Annotated in this window: 9 protein-coding genes; 4 read left to right on the top strand and 5 right to left on the bottom strand. The window is 71.3% G+C overall.

The annotated features are described in order from the left end of the window. Nucleotides 1-2: 2 nt before the first annotated feature. A complete protein-coding gene (gene glgP, locus AAME72_RS15895; RefSeq protein WP_348787518.1) occupies nucleotides 3-2,573 on the bottom strand; it encodes an alpha-glucan family phosphorylase in 2,571 nt (856 codons plus the stop codon). Between the two features lie 172 nt (nucleotides 2,574-2,745). Between glgP and AAME72_RS15890 the strand changes: the two genes are divergently transcribed. Continuing rightward, on the top strand, nucleotides 2,746-4,758 hold the full coding sequence (locus AAME72_RS15890; protein WP_348790153.1) for an alpha-1,4-glucan--maltose-1-phosphate maltosyltransferase: 2,013 nt from the start codon (nucleotides 2,746-2,748) through the stop codon (nucleotides 4,756-4,758). Next, entirely contained in the window at nucleotides 4,755-6,962 is a 2,208-nt protein-coding gene (gene glgB, locus AAME72_RS15885) for a 1,4-alpha-glucan branching protein GlgB (RefSeq protein WP_348787517.1), read from the top strand. The genes AAME72_RS15890 and glgB overlap by 4 nt, the downstream gene beginning before the upstream one ends. Nucleotides 6,963-7,041: 79 nt before the next feature. Here glgB and AAME72_RS15880 read toward each other — a convergent pair whose 3' ends face one another. From AAME72_RS15880 to AAME72_RS15870, 3 genes are read right to left on the bottom strand one after another with little or no spacing between them, the layout of a single operon-like run. Then, entirely contained in the window at nucleotides 7,042-7,827 is a 786-nt protein-coding gene (locus AAME72_RS15880; protein WP_348787516.1) for an NAD(P)H-binding protein, read from the bottom strand. Nucleotides 7,828-7,881: 54 nt separating this feature from the next. Then, the gene (locus AAME72_RS15875; protein WP_348787515.1) at nucleotides 7,882-8,868 is read right to left on the bottom strand and encodes a tetratricopeptide repeat protein; all 987 of its coding nucleotides are present in this window, start codon (nucleotides 8,866-8,868) and stop codon (nucleotides 7,882-7,884) included. 50 nt (nucleotides 8,869-8,918) lie between these two features. Next, on the bottom strand, nucleotides 8,919-10,775 hold the full coding sequence (locus AAME72_RS15870; RefSeq protein WP_348787514.1) for a hypothetical protein: 1,857 nt from the start codon (nucleotides 10,773-10,775) through the stop codon (nucleotides 8,919-8,921). Between the two features lie 190 nt (nucleotides 10,776-10,965). Between AAME72_RS15870 and AAME72_RS15865 the strand changes: the two genes are divergently transcribed. Together AAME72_RS15865 and AAME72_RS15860 are read left to right on the top strand one after the other, a co-directional pair. Beyond that, the gene (locus AAME72_RS15865) at nucleotides 10,966-13,932 is read left to right on the top strand and encodes a DivIVA domain-containing protein (RefSeq protein ID WP_348787513.1); all 2,967 of its coding nucleotides are present in this window, start codon (nucleotides 10,966-10,968) and stop codon (nucleotides 13,930-13,932) included. Nucleotides 13,933-13,948: 16 nt separating this feature from the next. Continuing rightward, complete coding sequence (locus tag AAME72_RS15860) at nucleotides 13,949-14,986, top strand: AI-2E family transporter (protein WP_348787512.1); 1,038 nt, start codon at nucleotides 13,949-13,951, stop codon at nucleotides 14,984-14,986. A gap of 9 nt (nucleotides 14,987-14,995) precedes the next feature. On the opposite strand, the gene AAME72_RS15855 is transcribed toward AAME72_RS15860, so the two are convergent. Continuing rightward, a complete protein-coding gene (locus AAME72_RS15855) occupies nucleotides 14,996-15,709 on the bottom strand; it encodes an alpha/beta hydrolase (protein ID WP_348790152.1) in 714 nt (237 codons plus the stop codon). Between the last annotated feature and the right edge of the window lie 18 nt (nucleotides 15,710-15,727).

Genomic DNA, 15,727 nt, shown 5'->3' with positions numbered 1-15,727 from the left:
GGTCAGCCGGCGACCGCGACCAGGCCCAGTTCGGCCGGCGAGAGCAGCAGGTCGTTGACCGGCACGACGCGCACGGTGTAGCCGAACGAGCCCGCCCACGTCAGCCGCATGGCCCCGGTGAACTCGTGGGCGACCGACGGGTCGGCGCCCGGGATGCCCGAGTCCACCGTCAGCGGTTCGAAGTGCAGGTCCACCAGCTCGTCGCCGTCGCGGCTGCGCCCGGCGACGAGCTGCACCTGCACATCCTCGGGCTTCAGCCCGCCCAGGTGCACGAGCGCGCGGACGTGCAGCTCGTCGCCGACCTGCGGGACCGCATCCAGGCCGCCCGCGTCAACGTGGGCGACGTTCACGCCGGGCCACGCGGCGCGGACACGGCCCTTCCAGGCGGCGAGCTCGCGCGCCTTGAGGCAGTCGTCCGCGGTCAGGCGCTTCTCGTAGCCCGCGGCCGGCACGTACAGCCGTTCCACGTACTCGCGGACCATCCGCTCCGCGCTGAGCGGCGAGGACAGCGTCGCGAGGGTGTGCCGGATCTGGCCCACCCAGGCAGCGGGCACGCCGTCGGCGTCGCGGTCATAGAACCGCGGCGCGATCTGGTGCTCGATGAGGTCGTACATCGCCTCGGCCTCCAGCGCGTCGCGCTCGGCGCCGTCGCCCGCGGCATCGGCGGACGGGATCGCCCAGCCGTTCTCGCCGTCGTAGAACTCGTTCCACCAGCCGTCGAGGATGGACAGGTTCAGCGCGCCGTTCAGCGCCGCCTTCATCCCGGAGGTGCCGCACGCCTCGAGCGGGCGCAGCGGGTTGTTCAGCCAGACGTCGGTGCCCGGGTAGAGCAGCTGCGCCATCCCGATGTCGTAGTCGGGCAGGAACACCATGCGCGAGCGGATCTCCGGCTCGGAGGCGAACTGCACGAGCTTCTGGATGAGCCGCTTGCCCTCGTCGTCGGCCGGGTGCGACTTGCCTGCGATCACGAACTGGACAGGGCGCTCGGGGTTCAGCAGGATGTTGCGCAGCCGTTCGGGGTCGTGCAGCATCAGCGTCAGCCGCTTGTAGGTGGGCACGCGGCGGGCGAAGCCGATGGTGAGCACGTTCGGGTCGAGCAGGTCCGACATCCACGCTGGCGCGATCCCGCCGGGGTTCTGCTCCTCCCAGGCGGCCTGGAGGCGGCGGCGGGCGTCGCGGACGAGCTGCTCGCGCATCCGGTTGCGCACGCCCCAGAGGTCGAGGTCGCTGACCGCCCCCGCGTTGCCCCAGTCGGCGTGCGTTGTGTCGTCTGTGCCCAGCCGCTCGAGGGCGAGCGCCCGCAGCATCGGGTCGGTCCAGGTCGGGGCGTGCACGCCGTTCGTCACGGAGTCGATCGGCACCTGGTTGCTGTCGAAGCCCGGGTACAGGCCGCCGAACATCTGCCTGCTCACCTCGCCGTGCAGACGTGAGACGCCGTTGGCGTGCTGCCCGAGGCGCAGGCCCATCACCGCCATGTTGAACACATCCGGCGATCCGCCCGGGTAGTCCTCAGCGCCGAGTGCGAGCACCTGGTCAGGTTCGACGCCCGGCAGCAGCGAGGTGGAGAAGTACCGCTGGACCAGCGGGCGGTCGAAGCGGTCGATCCCGGCGGGCACCGGCGTGTGGGTCGTGAACACCGTGCCGGCGCGCACGATCTGGAGCGCCTCGTCGAAGGTCAGGCCATCGCCGATCAGGTCGGAGATCCGCTCCAGGCCGAGGAAGCCGGCGTGGCCCTCGTTGGTGTGGAACACCTCCGCCTGCGGGGCGCCGGTCAGCTCCGTCCAGGCCTTCACCGCGCGCACGCCGCCGATGCCGAGCAGCAGCTCCTGAAGCAGCCGGTGCTCGCCGCCGCCGCCGTACAGCCGGTCGGTGACCGAGCGCAGCCGCTCCTCGTTCTCGGGGATGTCGGTGTCGAGCAGCAGGAGGCGCACGCGGCCGACCGCGGCCTGCCAGACCCTGGCGTGCAGCACGCCATCCGGCAGGGCCAGCGTGATCTGGACGGGCGTGCCGTCCGGGTTGCGCAGCACGCTCAGCGGCAGGCCGTCCGGGTCCAGCACGGGATAGCTCTCCAGCTGCCAGCCGTCGGGCGTGATCGCCTGGGAGAAGTAGCCGGAGCGGTAGAACAGCCCGACGCCGACGAGCGGGACGCCGAGGTCGCTCGCGGCCTTCAGGTGGTCGCCCGCGAGGATGCCGAGACCGCCGGAGTACTGCGGCAGCGCCGCGGCGATGCCGAACTCGGGCGAGAAGTACGCGATCGAGGCGGGTGCGTCCGCACCGAGCGACTGGTACCAGCGCGGATCGTGGATGTACGCGCGCAGGTCGTCGCGGATGTGCGTGGCCCAGTCGACGTAGCCCTGGTCCCCGGCGAGTTCGGCGAGCCGAGCGGGGTCGACGGAGCCGAGCAGCGCGATCGGATCGTGCTCGACCTGCTGCCACAGCTCCGGCGAGATGCGCGCGAACAGCTCCTTGGTCGGCTCGTGCCAGGACCAGCGGAGGTTGCCGGCGATCTCCTCCAGCGCGGAGAGGTTCTCGGGCAGGACGGCTCGGACGGTGAATCTACGGATGGCCTTCACTCGCACGAGCATAAGGGAGGCTCATGGCGAGAAGGTTAATGAGTGTACGGTCTGGGTTGTGGGTAAGAACGCAGCGACCAGACCAGCAGCCGCCGCGGCAGAGGCGGCCGGACCGGAGACCCAGGAACCGCCGACCGCGGTCGACACGGCCTATGAGCCCCTCCTCCCCCGCATCCCGATCCTGGGGCTCTCGCCGCAGGTCGACGAGGGCCACTGGCCGGCGACGGCGTACAGCGGCGAGGTCGTCCCGTTCCGCGCCACGGCGTTCCGCGAGGGCCACGACAGGATCGGCGTCGATCTGCTCCTGCTCGACCCGTCCGGAGTGCAGACCGAGCACAGGATGCACGCGATCGCGCCGGGCACCGACCGCTGGGAGGTGGAGGTCCAGCTGGAGGCGGAGGGCCTCTGGCGCTACCGCATCCAGGCCTACGCCGACGAGTACGCCACCTGGCGGCACAACGCCGAGGTGAAGGTCCCCGCCGGCATCGACGTGGAGCTGATGCTGACGATGGGCCACGACCTGCTGGTGCGAGCCGCGGCGGACAAGCGCCGCAGCACCGCGGAGCGCCGGCACCTCTCCGAGGCGGCGAAGACCGTCGCCGACACCGCGAAGACCGTGGATGAGCGGTTCGCCGCCGCCGTGGACGAGCGGATCGTCCGCATCCTCACCGAGCGCCCTGTCGTCGCCCTGCCGTCGCTCTCCGCCACCCGTGCTGTGCTGGTGGAGCGCACCCGCGCCGGTGTCGGCAGCTGGTACGAGTTCTTCCCGCGCTCCGAGGGCGCGAAGCAGCTCGCGGACGGATCGTGGCAGTCCGGCACCTTCCGGACCGCGGCCAAGCGCCTGCCCGAGGTCGCCGCCATGGGCTTCGACGTCGTGTACCTGCCGCCCATCCACCCGATCGGCCGGACGTTCCGCAAGGGGCCGAACAACACCCTGGACGCGGGCGAGAACGACCCGGGGTCGCCGTGGGCGATCGGCAGCGCGGAGGGCGGCCACGACGCCATCCACCCGGACCTCGGCACCGAGAAGGACTTCGTCTACTTCCTCGGCAAGGCCAAGCAGGCGGGACTCGAGGTGGCGCTCGACCTGGCGCTCCAGGCCTCCCCCGACCACCCGTGGGTCACCTCGCACCCGGAGTGGTTCACGACCCTCCCGGACGGCACCATCGCCTACGCGGAGAACCCGCCGAAGAAGTACCAGGACATCTATCCGATCAACTTCGACAACGACTACGAGGGCCTGCGCGCCGAGGTGCTGCGGATCGTCCGGTACTGGATGTCGCTCGGCGTGCGCATCTTCCGCGTCGACAATCCGCACACCAAGCCGCTGCGCTTCTGGGAATGGCTCATCCACACCGTGAACGCGACCGATCCCGACGTGGTCTTCCTCGCCGAGGCGTTCACCCGGCCTGCCCTGCTGCACACCCTCGCCAAGGCCGGGTTCCAGCAGTCGTACACGTACTTCACCTGGCGGAACACCAAAGAGGAGCTCACCGAGTTCTTCACCGGCCTCGCCGAGGAGACGGCGGACTTCCTGCGCCCGAACCTGTTCGTGAACACCCCGGACATCCTCACCGAGTACCTGCAGTTCGGCGGTCCCGCCGCCTTCAAGATCCGCGCGGCGCTCGCCGCGACCGCGGCGCCGACCTGGGGCGTCTACTCCGGCTACGAGCTGTACGAGAACGTCGCGCGTCCCGGCGCCGAGGAGTACATCGACAACGAGAAGTACGAGTACCGGCCGCGCGACTACGCCAGGGCGCAGGCGCTGGGCCGCTCGCTCGCGCCGTACCTGACGATGCTGAACCGCACCCGCAGCGAGCATCCCGCGCTCCGCCAGCTGCGCAACCTGCGCGTCCACGCGAGCGACGACGACGCCATCCTCGTGTACTCCAAGTACCTGGCCGGCAGGTTCACCCGCAGCGGGAGGCCCGACGCGATGCTGATCGTCGCGAACGTCGACCCGCACTCGGTCCGCGAGACGATGGTCCACCTCGACGTCACAGCCCTCGGCCTGCCGCTCGGCGCGCAGTTCGAGGTCAAGGACGTCGTGACCGGCCAGCGCTGGATCTGGGGCGCCGACAACTACGTGCGCCTGGACGCGTTCACCGAGCCCGTGCACATCCTCGCCGTCAAGCCCCTCGCCGTCGACCCCGTGTCCGTCAACCCCGTGGAGGCCAGCCGATGACCCCGATCCCCGAAGGCGCCGCCGCCGTCGACCTGCCCGCCCTGGACGACGACCTGTTGCGCGCCGTCGCCAGTGGCAGCCACCACGACCCGCACGCCGTGCTCGGTCAGCACCGGGTGAGCGCGGCCGGCGTCGACGACCCGGTCACGGTCATCCGCGCCCTGCGCCCGCTCGCCGAGTCGGTGTTCGCGATCCTGCCGAACGGCGCCCACATCGAGCTGGCGCACGTCGCGCACGGCATCTGGCAGGGCATCGACATCGTCGGCCCCGGCGCCTACCAGCTGGAGGCCCGCTACGGCGACGGCAGCACCTGGACCACCGACGACCCGTACCGCTTCCTGCCCACGATCGGCGAGCTCGACCTGCACCTGATCCGCGAGGGCCGCCACGAGCAGCTCTGGACGGCGCTCGGCGCGCACGTCCGCGACCTCGGCGGCGTGACCGGCACCGCATTCACCGTGTGGGCGCCGCACGCGCGCGCGGTGCGGGTGATCGGCGACTTCAACGGCTGGGACGGCACCATGCACGCCATGCGGAACATGGGCTCCTCCGGCGTGTGGGAGCTGTTCGTGCCGGGCCTCGGCGAGGGCGCGCTGTACAAGTTCGACCTGCTCGCTGCCTCCGGCGAGTGGGTGCGCAAGATCGACCCGATGGCGCAGCTGGCGCAGACGCCGCCGGACACCGCCTCCGTCGTGACGGTCAGCGGGCACGACTGGCAGGACGGCGAGTGGATGCGCGCCCGCGCCGCCACGGACCCGCACGCGGGCCCCATGAGCGTCTACGAGCTGCACTTCGGCAGCTGGCGTCCGGGACTCGGCTACCGGGAGGCCGCCGACCAGCTGATCGACTACGTCTCCGCCCTCGGCTACACGCACGTGGAGTTCCTGCCGCTGGCCGAGCATCCCTTCGGCGGCTCGTGGGGCTACCAGGTGACCGGCTATTACGCCCCCACCAGCCGGTTCGGCTCCCCCGACGACCTGAAGTACCTCATCGACCGGCTGCACCGCGCCGGCATCGGCGTGCTGATGGACTGGGTCCCCGGCCACTTCCCGAAGGACGACTGGGCGCTCGCCCGCTTCGACGGTCAGCCGCTGTACGAGCACGCCGACCCGCGCCGCGGCGAGCACAAGGACTGGGGCACCTACATCTTCGACTACGGCAACTCGCAGGTGCGGAACTTCCTGGTCGCGAACGCCCTGTACTGGCTGGAGGAGTTCCACGTCGACGGTCTGCGCGTCGACGCCGTCGCCTCGATGCTCTACCTCGACTACTCCCGGAACGCCGGGGAGTGGGAGCCGAACATCCACGGCGGCCGGGAGAACCTGGAGGCCATCGGCTTCCTGCAGGAGGTCACGGCGACCGCCTACAAGCGGAACCCCGGGACCGTGATGATCGCGGAGGAGTCGACCAGCTACGCCGGGGTGACCGCACCGACGTCGTCGGGCGGCCTCGGCTTCGGCATCAAGTGGAACATGGGCTGGATGCACGACTCGCTGCAGTACATCCACGAGGACCCGATGTGGCGCAGCTACCACCACAGCGAGATCACGTTCTCGTTCGTGTACGCGTGGAGTGAGAACTTCCTGCTGCCGATCAGCCACGACGAGGTCGTGCACGGCAAGGGATCGCTGCTGAACAAGATGCCGGGAGACCACTGGCAGCAGCTGGCGAACATGCGGGCGTTCCTCGCGTTCATGTGGGCGCACCCGGGCAAGCAGCTGCTGTTCATGGGTCAGGAGTTCGGGCAGCCGTCGGAGTGGAGCGAGGAGCGCGGCCTCGACTGGTGGATCCTCGACCAGCCTGCGCACCGGGGCCTCTGGAACTTCGTAGCCCAGCTGAACGCCGTCTACCGGGCGAACCCGGAGCTCTGGGCCCGGGACAACGATCCGGCCGGCTTCGAGTGGCTGGACGGCTCGGACGCCGCGGGCAACGTCCTCGCCTTCCTGCGCAAGGACGCGGACGGCTCCCCCATCGCGGTGCTGCTCAACTTCTCCGGCACCCCGCACTCCGACTACCGCGTCGGTCTGCCGTTCGCCGGCGAGTGGGAGGAGCTACTGAACACCGACGCCGAGGACTACGGCGGCTCGGGGGTCGGCAACTTCGGCGCGGTCACCGCGGTGGACGAGCCGTGGATGGGGCGCCCCTCCTCCGCGGTGCTCACCCTGCCGCCGCTCGGCGCCCTCTTCCTCCGGCCGCGCCGCTAGCGGCGAGCGGGCGCGACACGCCGCGTCGCCGGCCTGGCGACGGCGTGTCGCGACCGTTTGTCGGCGTTCGCGCGGTGCGTCAGTCGCGAGCGCCGAGCCACGCGTCGTAGCCGAGGCCGTCGAGCGCGTGCTCCGGCGCGAGGTTCCGGCCCGCACGCCATGCCGACCCCAGCGGGCCCGTGAGCCGGACCGGCAGCACCGGCCGCCGCGTCCCGCTCGCCTGCTTCCACTGCCTGGCCAGCGACCGTGCGCTCTCCACGCGGGGGCCGCCGATCGTCACGATGCCGTTCGGCTCGCCGGCGCCCTCCGCCGCATCCACGAGCACGCGCGCCACGTCGTCGACGGCGATCGGCTGGAACCGCGTCCCGGAGGGCGCTGTGACCGTGCCGAACCTGCGGCCGCGCTCGAAGATCGCCGTCACGAAGTCGTGGAACTGCGTGGCCCGCACGATCCGGGTCTCCAGCGCGGAGTCGAGGTGGATGCGCTCCTGCGCGAGCTTGGCCCGGTAGTACGGGTACCGGGCGTCGTCGATGCCCGCGATGGAGAGCAGCACCGCTCGGCCGACGCCGAACCGCGCAGCGGTCTGCACCAGGTTCATCGCGCCGGTGGCGAAGACGTGCGCCGCCCGGCGGCCGGCGCCGTTGCTCGCGTCGATGAGCACGTCCGCACCGTCCACAGCCTCCTCGAGCCCCGCGCCGGAGACGAGGTCGGCGGCGACGTAGACGGCACCCGTGACGTAACCCGGCGCATCGTCGTCGGGGACGCGACGGGAGGCGACGACGACGTCGTGGCCCCTCGCGACGGCGTCAGCGGTGACGGCGCGACCGGCGAGGCCGGTCCCGCCCACGACGAGCACACGAGGCATGTGCGGCCTTCCAGGTGAGGGGATCCGCCACCGGCCGGCGCTCGTGGGGTCGCGTCAGTACAGCAGCGACGCCAGCCTAGCCCTGGCCTTGGCCACCCGCGGGTCCTCCACACCGACGATCTCGAAATAGTCCAGGATGCGCGAGCGCACCGCCTCCTTGCCCGCCGCGTCCAGCGTCGGGAACAGCGAGAGGAGACGGTCGAACGCGTCCTCGACGTGACCGCCGGAGAGGTCGAGGTCAGCGACGCCGAGCTGGGCGTCGACGTCGGTCGGCGCGTCCGCGGCGGCACTGCGGATCTCGTCGGCGGTCTTGCCGGCCAGCCGCGCGAGCAGGCTCACCTGTGCGAGACCGGCGACCGCCATCGCGTCGCGCGGGTCCTGGGCGATCGCCGTCTTGTACTCGGCGATCGCGGTGGCATAGTCGCCGCGCTCGATCGCCGCGTATGCCTCCGCGTGGTGCGGCGGCAGCGGCTCCGGCGCGGGCTCGGCGGCGTCGGCCTCCGCGCCCTCCGGCTGCGCGCCGCCCTCGACCGCGACGGTCCCTGTCACGCCGTTCTGCGCGGCGAGCTCAAGGAGCTGCGCGAACACGTCCCGGATCTCCTGCTCGGGCAGAGCGCCGACGAACAGTTGCACCGGGCGGCCGGCGACGAGCGCGGCGACCGCGGGCACCGACTGCGCCTGGAAGGCCTGCGCGAGCTGCGGGTTCGCGTCGACGTCCACCTTCACCTGCACCAGGCGGCCATCGAGGGACGCGGTCACACGATCGAGCACCGGCGAGAGCTGGGCGCTCGGCTCGGCCCAGGTGGCGGCGAGGTGCACCACGACGGGGACGCGCATCGACAGGTCGATGAAGTCGTTGAAGTTGGCGTCCGTGCCCTCGAAGAACAGGCTCGGCAGCGGCAGCGGCTCCCCCGCCGCCGCGTTCTCGCCACCCGCGGCGGCGCCCGGCGCGGCCGCCTGCCCCGGCGCGGGCCGGTTGACGAGCGCACTCAGGTCGACGGCTCCACGGAGGTTGGTCGGGGTGGGCGGAATCTGGCTCATGCGGTCTCCCTCGGCTGGCGTGGATCGACTTAACAGGATACGCGCGAGCGCTACTTGACTTCCTTCGCAGAGACGAGTCCCTGCGCGAACCCGAGCAGCCGGACCTTCTCGTCCGAGCCGGCCGGCGGAACGTAGAAGGCGAGCTGGTAGCCGTACACCGACTCGATGCCGGTGTTCGACTGGGCGACGCCGCTCAGCGCCGCGGTGGTGGCGCCCGCGATCACCTGCGCCCCGGCCTCCTGCACTTTGTGCAGCTGCACCTCCTCCGGGTTCACCCAGACGATGGCGCCGGAGTCGTTCGTCGCCATCGACAGCAGCGGGCCCGTGCCCTGCCTGCTCGAGAAGGTGAGCGACGACGTGCTGCCGAACTGCTGCTGCAGCCGGGACTGCTCCTGCTGCTTCCAGGCCTTGCCGACCTGCGAGACGAGCTTGTCGTCGGTGAGGTCGAAGCTCGAGGCCCACTTGCTGGCGTCGCCGTTCATCAGGATGTCGCTGTACGCGGCGGAGACCTGGTCGGGGCTGATCTTCAGCAGCTTGGAGTCCGGCCGGACGGCCGCGGCGCCGATGCTCGCCGGGGCGAGGTTCGGCACCTTCACGTTCGGCTCCAGCGCGATCGCGTACTCGACCATGTAGTTGTCGCGAGGCGAATCCTGCACCAGCGCCAGCGCGAGCGGCGCCTGCGCCTTGCCCTTGGCATCGGCCGGCATCTTCACGACGGCCATCACCGTCCGCGGCCAGGTGTCGGTGGCCTGCGGGAGGGACAGCTCGATCGGGCTCGCGGGGATGGCGGGGAGCACCGGCTCGTCCGCCTTCTTGGCCCGGATCGCGTAGTTGGCCTCGCGCAGCTGCAGCGCGGGCCCGGTGAACCGGGTCTTCGCCTGCGCGGCGTCGGCCTTCCCGTCTGCGCCGGCCGCGACGACCGAGATGCGCTTCAGGATGCGCTCCAGCTGCGGAACGGAGACCGCGGGAGGCAGGACGTCGCCCTGCGACGGGCCGCTCGTCGCCGTCGGAGTCGGCGTGCTCGTGGTGTCGGCGAGTGCCGCGCCCGTGCCGATGCCGCTCAGCGCGAGGGCGCCGGCGAGCACGGCGGGCACCATCACGCGGGTGCGACGGCTCGAACGCCGTCCTCGCGACGACTCGATGGATCCGGACGCAGTGGGCTTGTACTTGGGTGCTTTGGGGAGTTTCGGCATCTTGGGTCCGCTCTTGCGTCGTGGCCCGCGCGACCGGCGGTGGGTGTAGAGCCCCCACAGGTAGAGCGCGATTCCGATCACGAGCACCACGAGGCCGCCGATGATGAGCGGGAAGGCCCACGGGGTGCTGGTGTCGACCGGCCAGGTCAGCAGGATCTTGTTCGGTGCTGGCTTCGTCCCGTCGCTGGCCACGATCACGCTCAGGCCGTCCGGGATGTTCATGCGGGTGGTCTGGGCGTCCTGGCCGTCGTACTCCTCCAGCCAGAGGTCGGAACCGGACGGGTTGGGTCCGGGCTTGGCGGCCGACGCGGAACCGGTTGCCGTCGGGGCCGGCGTCGGGGTGGCCGTCGAGCCGCCGGAGCCGCCCTGGTCCTCCGACGACGGCGCGACCGTCTTGGTCTTCAGCCCGCCCGCGGCGGCGTCGTAGCGGACGGCGACATACACCTGGTCGCCGAGCCACGCCTTCACATCGGCGGTGCGGCCGTAGGCGACGACCTGGTGCGCGGGGTCGGGTGCTCCCGAGATCGAGAGCGTCTGCTGGCCGGGATGGGCGTTCAGGACGGCGCTGTCGATGACCACGTAGCGGGTATCGGCAGGGATGGTCGCCGAGGCCGTCAGCTGCGATGGGGGCGCGAAGACCGTGCGCTGGGCGATTCCGGCGACGATCATGACGGCTGCGACCACGAACGCGACGATGGCGAGTACGAAACGCAAACAAACTCCTCGTGAGCCCTACGGGGGAGGGACGGGCACAGTCACACAACGATAGTGGAGCACCCTGAGAGGCATCTAACCGTTCCCTGCACGCTCACGCAGTCCCCCATGCGGGTACCCGGACGCGAAATGTAGGATCGATGCGGCGCGCGCGCGGCTCGCATCCCGAATCCCCCAGGAGTGTTACACAGTGGCCACCGACGAAACCAACTTCACCCAGGTCTTCCGAGGCTATGACAAGGAAGAAGTGGACCAGGCCCTGCAGGAGCTGCGCCGGGACCTGATCAAGTCGAACACCCAGGCCGCGGATCAGTCAAAGGAGATCAAGCGCCTCCAGGCCAGGATCGAGGAGCTGAACGCCGAGATCGAAGAGGTCGGCAGTCCCACATACTCGGGGCTCGGCACCAAGCTCGAGAACACGCTGCGCGTCGCAGAGGAGCAGTCGACGCGACTCATCGCGCAGGCCGACATCGACGCGGAGAAGCTGCGCGCCGGGGTCGCCGCCGACATCGAGAAGATCAAACGGACCGCCGCGCAGCAGGCCGAGCGGGTGCTCGCGGACGCGCAGGCGCGCGCGGCGACCATGCTCGAGGACGCGCAGATCGAGTCGACGGAGCTGCTCGCCAAGACCCGCGCCGACAAGGAGACCCTGCTCACCGACGCGATGCGCGAGGCCGCCGCCATCCGCGGGGCGGTCGCCACCGAGGCCGCCGAGGTGCGCGCGACCAGCAAGCGCGAGGCCGCCGCCGTCCGCGCAGAGGCCGACCGCGAGGCCGCCGAGCTGAAGGCCGTCGCGCTCCGGGATGCGGAGGCCGCGCGCGCCGAGGCCGCCGAGCTCGACCGCACGATCGCCGCTCGGCGCTCCGAGCTCGAGAACGCCCTCGCCGACGACCGCGCCGCGTTCGAGCGCGAGGCGGCGCAGACGCGGCTGGAGCTCGACCGCCGCGTCGCGGAGACCAATGACGAGCTGGCCGCCGAGCAGACCAGGGTGCGCGACGAGCTGGCGGCCGAGGCCGCCCAGGCCCGCGCCGACCTCGCCGCCGAGGTCGAGGAGCAGCGCGCCGCGCTCGCCGCCGACACCGCACAGATCCGCGCCGACCTCGCCGCGGAGGACACCGCCGCCCGCCAGGCCCTCGCCACCGAGGTCGAGCAGACGAAGAAGTCCCTCGCGGCCGAGGTGGAGCAGACCCGCTCCGCGCTCGCCGCCGAGGTCGAGCAGACCCGCGCCCGCCTGGCGGAGGAGGTCACGACCACGAAGTCGGCGCTCGCCGACGAGGTCGAGCGCACGAAGGCGGAGCTCGCCGACGAGGTCACGCGAACGAAGACCGCGCTCGACGACGAAGTCACGACGACGAAGTCCGCGCTCGCCGACGAGGTCACCACCACGAAGTCCGCCCTCGAGGACGAGGTCGCCACCACGAAGTCCGCCCTCGCCGACGAGGTGACGCGGACGAAGGCCGAGCTGGCCGACGAAGTCACCCGCACCAAGGCGGAGCTGGCCGACGAGGTCACCCGCACCACGGCGGAGCTCGCCGACGAGGTGGAGCGCACCACCAAGACCCTGGCGGACGAGACGCTGCAGACCCGCACGACGCTGGAGCGCGAGACCACGGAGACCCGTGCGGCGCTCGAAGCCGACCGGATCGCGTCCGCGGCGAAGCTGACCGCCGACGCCGAGCAGAGCGCCTCCCGGATCGCCGCGGAGGAGGAGCAGACCCGCGCCCGCCTGGCCGCGGAGGCCGATCGGCAGCGCCGCGAGCTCGACGCGGAGGCCGAGCAGCTGCGCGCGGAGGTCGCGGCCGAGGTGGATGCGGCGCGCACGTCGCTCGCCGACGAGCTGGCGAGGGAGCGCAGCGCGCTCGCGGCCGAGGTCGCATCCACGCGCGCCGCGCTCGCCGCCGAGGTCGAGCAGACCACCTCCGCGCTGAACGCCGAGGTGGAGCAGGCGAAGTCCGCCCTCGCCATGGAGGTCGAGCAGACGAAGTCGGCGCTGGAGACCGAGGTCACCACCACGAAGTCCGCGCTCGCCGCCGAGGTCGAGCGGACGAAGTCGCAGCTGGCCGCCGAGGTCGAGCAGACCACCTCCGCCCTGGCGGCCGAGAAGGAGCAGACGGCGTCGCGGCTGGCCGCCGACGTCGAGCAGACCACCTCGCGCCTCGCCGCCGAGGTCGAGCAGACGAAGTCCCAGCTCGCCGCCGAGGTGGAGCAGACGAAGTCGGCATTGGAGACGGAGGTCACCACCACGAAGTCGGCCCTCGCCGCCGAGGTCGAGCAGACGAAGGCGCAGCTCGCAGCCGAGGCCGAGGAGACGCGCTCTCGGCTCGCCGAGGAGACCGAGCGCACCAGGAGCGAGCTCGCGGAGGATGTGCGCCGCACGACCGTCGAGCTCGCGGACCAGCGGGCGACGACCGAGAACGAGCTGACCGCGCAGCGCGAGCAGCAGCGCCTGGAGCTCGAGCGGGAGGCGGAGGAGCTCCGCGTCGCGCTGGCCGACGAGACGCAGCAGGCGCGCGTCGCGCTGGAGAAGGAGACCGCGCAGGCCCGTGCCGAGATCGCCAAGGAGGGCGCGGAGGCGCGCACCGCCCTTGCCGCCGAGCTCGCCGAGCGTCAGGCCGTCTACGACGCCGAGGCCGCGACCGCCCGGGCGGCGCTGGATGCCGAGCTGACGGCCCTGCGCACCAGCACGCTGGAGGAGCTCGACAGGCGCACCCGCGAGGTCGAGCAGGCCCGCATCGACCTCGACGTCGAGCTGCGCGCCCGCCGCGACGAGGCCGAGAAGGAGTACCTCACCCGCCACCAGGAGGCGGTCGCTCAGACGCAGAAGTACCTCGACGAGGCGAACCTCCAGCTCGCCGAGGCGGTCAAGCGGACCGCGCAGGCGCGCACGGAGGCGGAGACCTTCGAGACGGAGGCCAGGGAGACGGTCAAGAACGCCCGCAGCGAGGCCGAGAAGGCCGCGGCGGCGATCGTCCGGGACGCCCAGGAGCGCGCGGACGCCATGGTCGAGGAGGCAGAGGAGCGCACGCAACGCCTGGTCGCGGACGCGGAGGACCGCCTGGCCAAGATTAGGATTGAGCGCGAGGCGGTCGCCGGCTACTTCGAGAACCTGCGGGGCATGCTCCAGCAGGCGGACACGGTGTCGGCCGACCGCGACTGATTTCGAGGGGGAACACGTGAAGATCCAGAACGCTTTCCGCGTCGGACTGATCGGCACCCTCGGTGTCGGACTCGGCATCCTCATCCTCAGCGCGGTCACCAGCCTCGCGACGATCATCACCTACATCGGCGCCGCGCTGTTCCTCGCGCTCGGCATCGAGCCGATGATCTCCTTCCTGGAGCGCAGGAAGTTCCCGCGCTGGCTCGCGCTGGTCGTCGCCCTCGTCGTCATCATCGGCGCGTTCGTTGGGCTGGTCTGGGCGATCGTCCCGGTCGCGGTGGATCAGGCGACCCAGCTGGTCCAGAACACCGTGAAGTGGGTGCAGAACGGCTCCGCGGAGAGCTGGTTCCTGACCCTCCAGCACCAGTTCCCGTCGATCGTGAACCAGCAGAACATCGACGCCGTCATCCAGTGGCTGAACAAGAACCTGCCCGACATCACCTCCAAGGTGCTGCAGACCGGCGTCGGCATCGTCCAGGGCGCCTTCGGGGTCATCATCGTCCTGATCCTGACGATCTACTTCACGGCATCGCTGCCGAGCATCAAGCGGGCCGCGTACCAGCTGGTCCCGGCCTCCCGACGGTCGCGGTTCGCCGACCTCGGCGACCAGATCACCGACTCGGTCGGCAAGTACGTGATGGGCCAGGTCTCCCTCGCTCTCGTCAACGGCGTGCTCAGCGCGATCTTCCTGACCGTCATCGGCGCGAAGTTCCCGATCCTGCTCGCCTCGATCGCGTTCTTCTTCTCGCTGATCCCGCTGGTCGGAACCATCACGGGCTCGGTCATCATCGTCGCCGTCTGCTTCCTCTCCGGGCCGCCGACGGCGATCGCCGCCGCGATCTACTACATCGTCTACATGCAGGTGGAGGCGTACATCCTGAGCCCGCGCATCATGAACCGCGCGGTGGCCGTGCCCGGCGCGCTCGTCGTGGTCGCCGCTCTGGCCGGCGGGACGCTGCTCGGCATCCTCGGCGCGCTCGTCGCCATCCCGTTCGCCGCGGCGATCCTGCTGATCATCAAGCAGGTCGTGATCCCGCGCCAGAACGAGCTCTAGCAGGTCCGCTCAGCCGGCAGGCCACTGGGTCGGCAGCGGGGCCGCGGCGGGGTTGAGGCGCTCGACGATCTCGTCGAGCACGCGCCGGGTCTGGTTCTCCCCCACCCACAGGTGCTTGCCGCCCGCCACGTCGACGAGCTGGATCTGCGGCAGCGGCCGGAACCGCTCCGCCGCCTCCGCCGGCCGCAGGTAGTCGTCGTGCTCCGGGATCAGGGCGACGATCGGGCGGGAGTCCCCCGCCCACGCGCTCAGGTGCTCCGGCTTCGCCCTGTGCAGCGGCGGCGAGAGCAGGATGACCCCGTCGACCGGGCACTCGCGCCCGTACATCAGCGCCAGCTCGGTACCGAACGACCAGCCGAGCAGCCAGGGATGCGGCAGACCGCGCTCGGCGACGAACGCCATCGCGGCCTCCACGTCGTACTTCTCGTCGACACCGTGGCCGAACTCGCCCTGGCTGCGGCCGCGCGGCGACGACGTGCCGCGGGTGTTGAAGCGCAGCACGGCGATGTCCGCCAGGGCGGGGAGGCGGGCCGCCGCCTTCCGCAGGATGTGCGAGTCCATGAACCCACCGCCGGTCGGCAGCGGGTGCAGCGTGACGAGGGTCGCGACCGGCTCACGCTCCAGCGGGCTGGCCAGCTCACCGACGAGCGTCAGCCCGTCGCGGGTGTGCAGCTCGATGTCCTCGCGGCGCGCGGGCAGCTCGACGCCGCCGCGGATCTCGATGGGTCCGGTGGTCACACT

The sequence above is a fragment of the Leifsonia sp. NPDC080035 genome, from assembly GCF_040050925.1.
In the GTDB taxonomy this organism is placed as follows: domain Bacteria; phylum Actinomycetota; class Actinomycetes; order Actinomycetales; family Microbacteriaceae; genus Leifsonia.
This window is presented reverse-complemented; position numbering and strand designations above follow the sequence as displayed.

Coding starts and splice junctions, on each gene's coding strand:
- glgB (WP_348787517.1), top strand. CDS start 4,755: ATGACCCCGATCCCCGAAGGCGCCGCCGCCGTCGACCTGCCCGCCCTG.
- AAME72_RS15880 (WP_348787516.1), bottom strand. CDS start 7,827: ATGCCTCGTGTGCTCGTCGTGGGCGGGACCGGCCTCGCCGGTCGCGCC.
- AAME72_RS15875 (WP_348787515.1), bottom strand. CDS start 8,868: ATGAGCCAGATTCCGCCCACCCCGACCAACCTCCGTGGAGCCGTCGAC.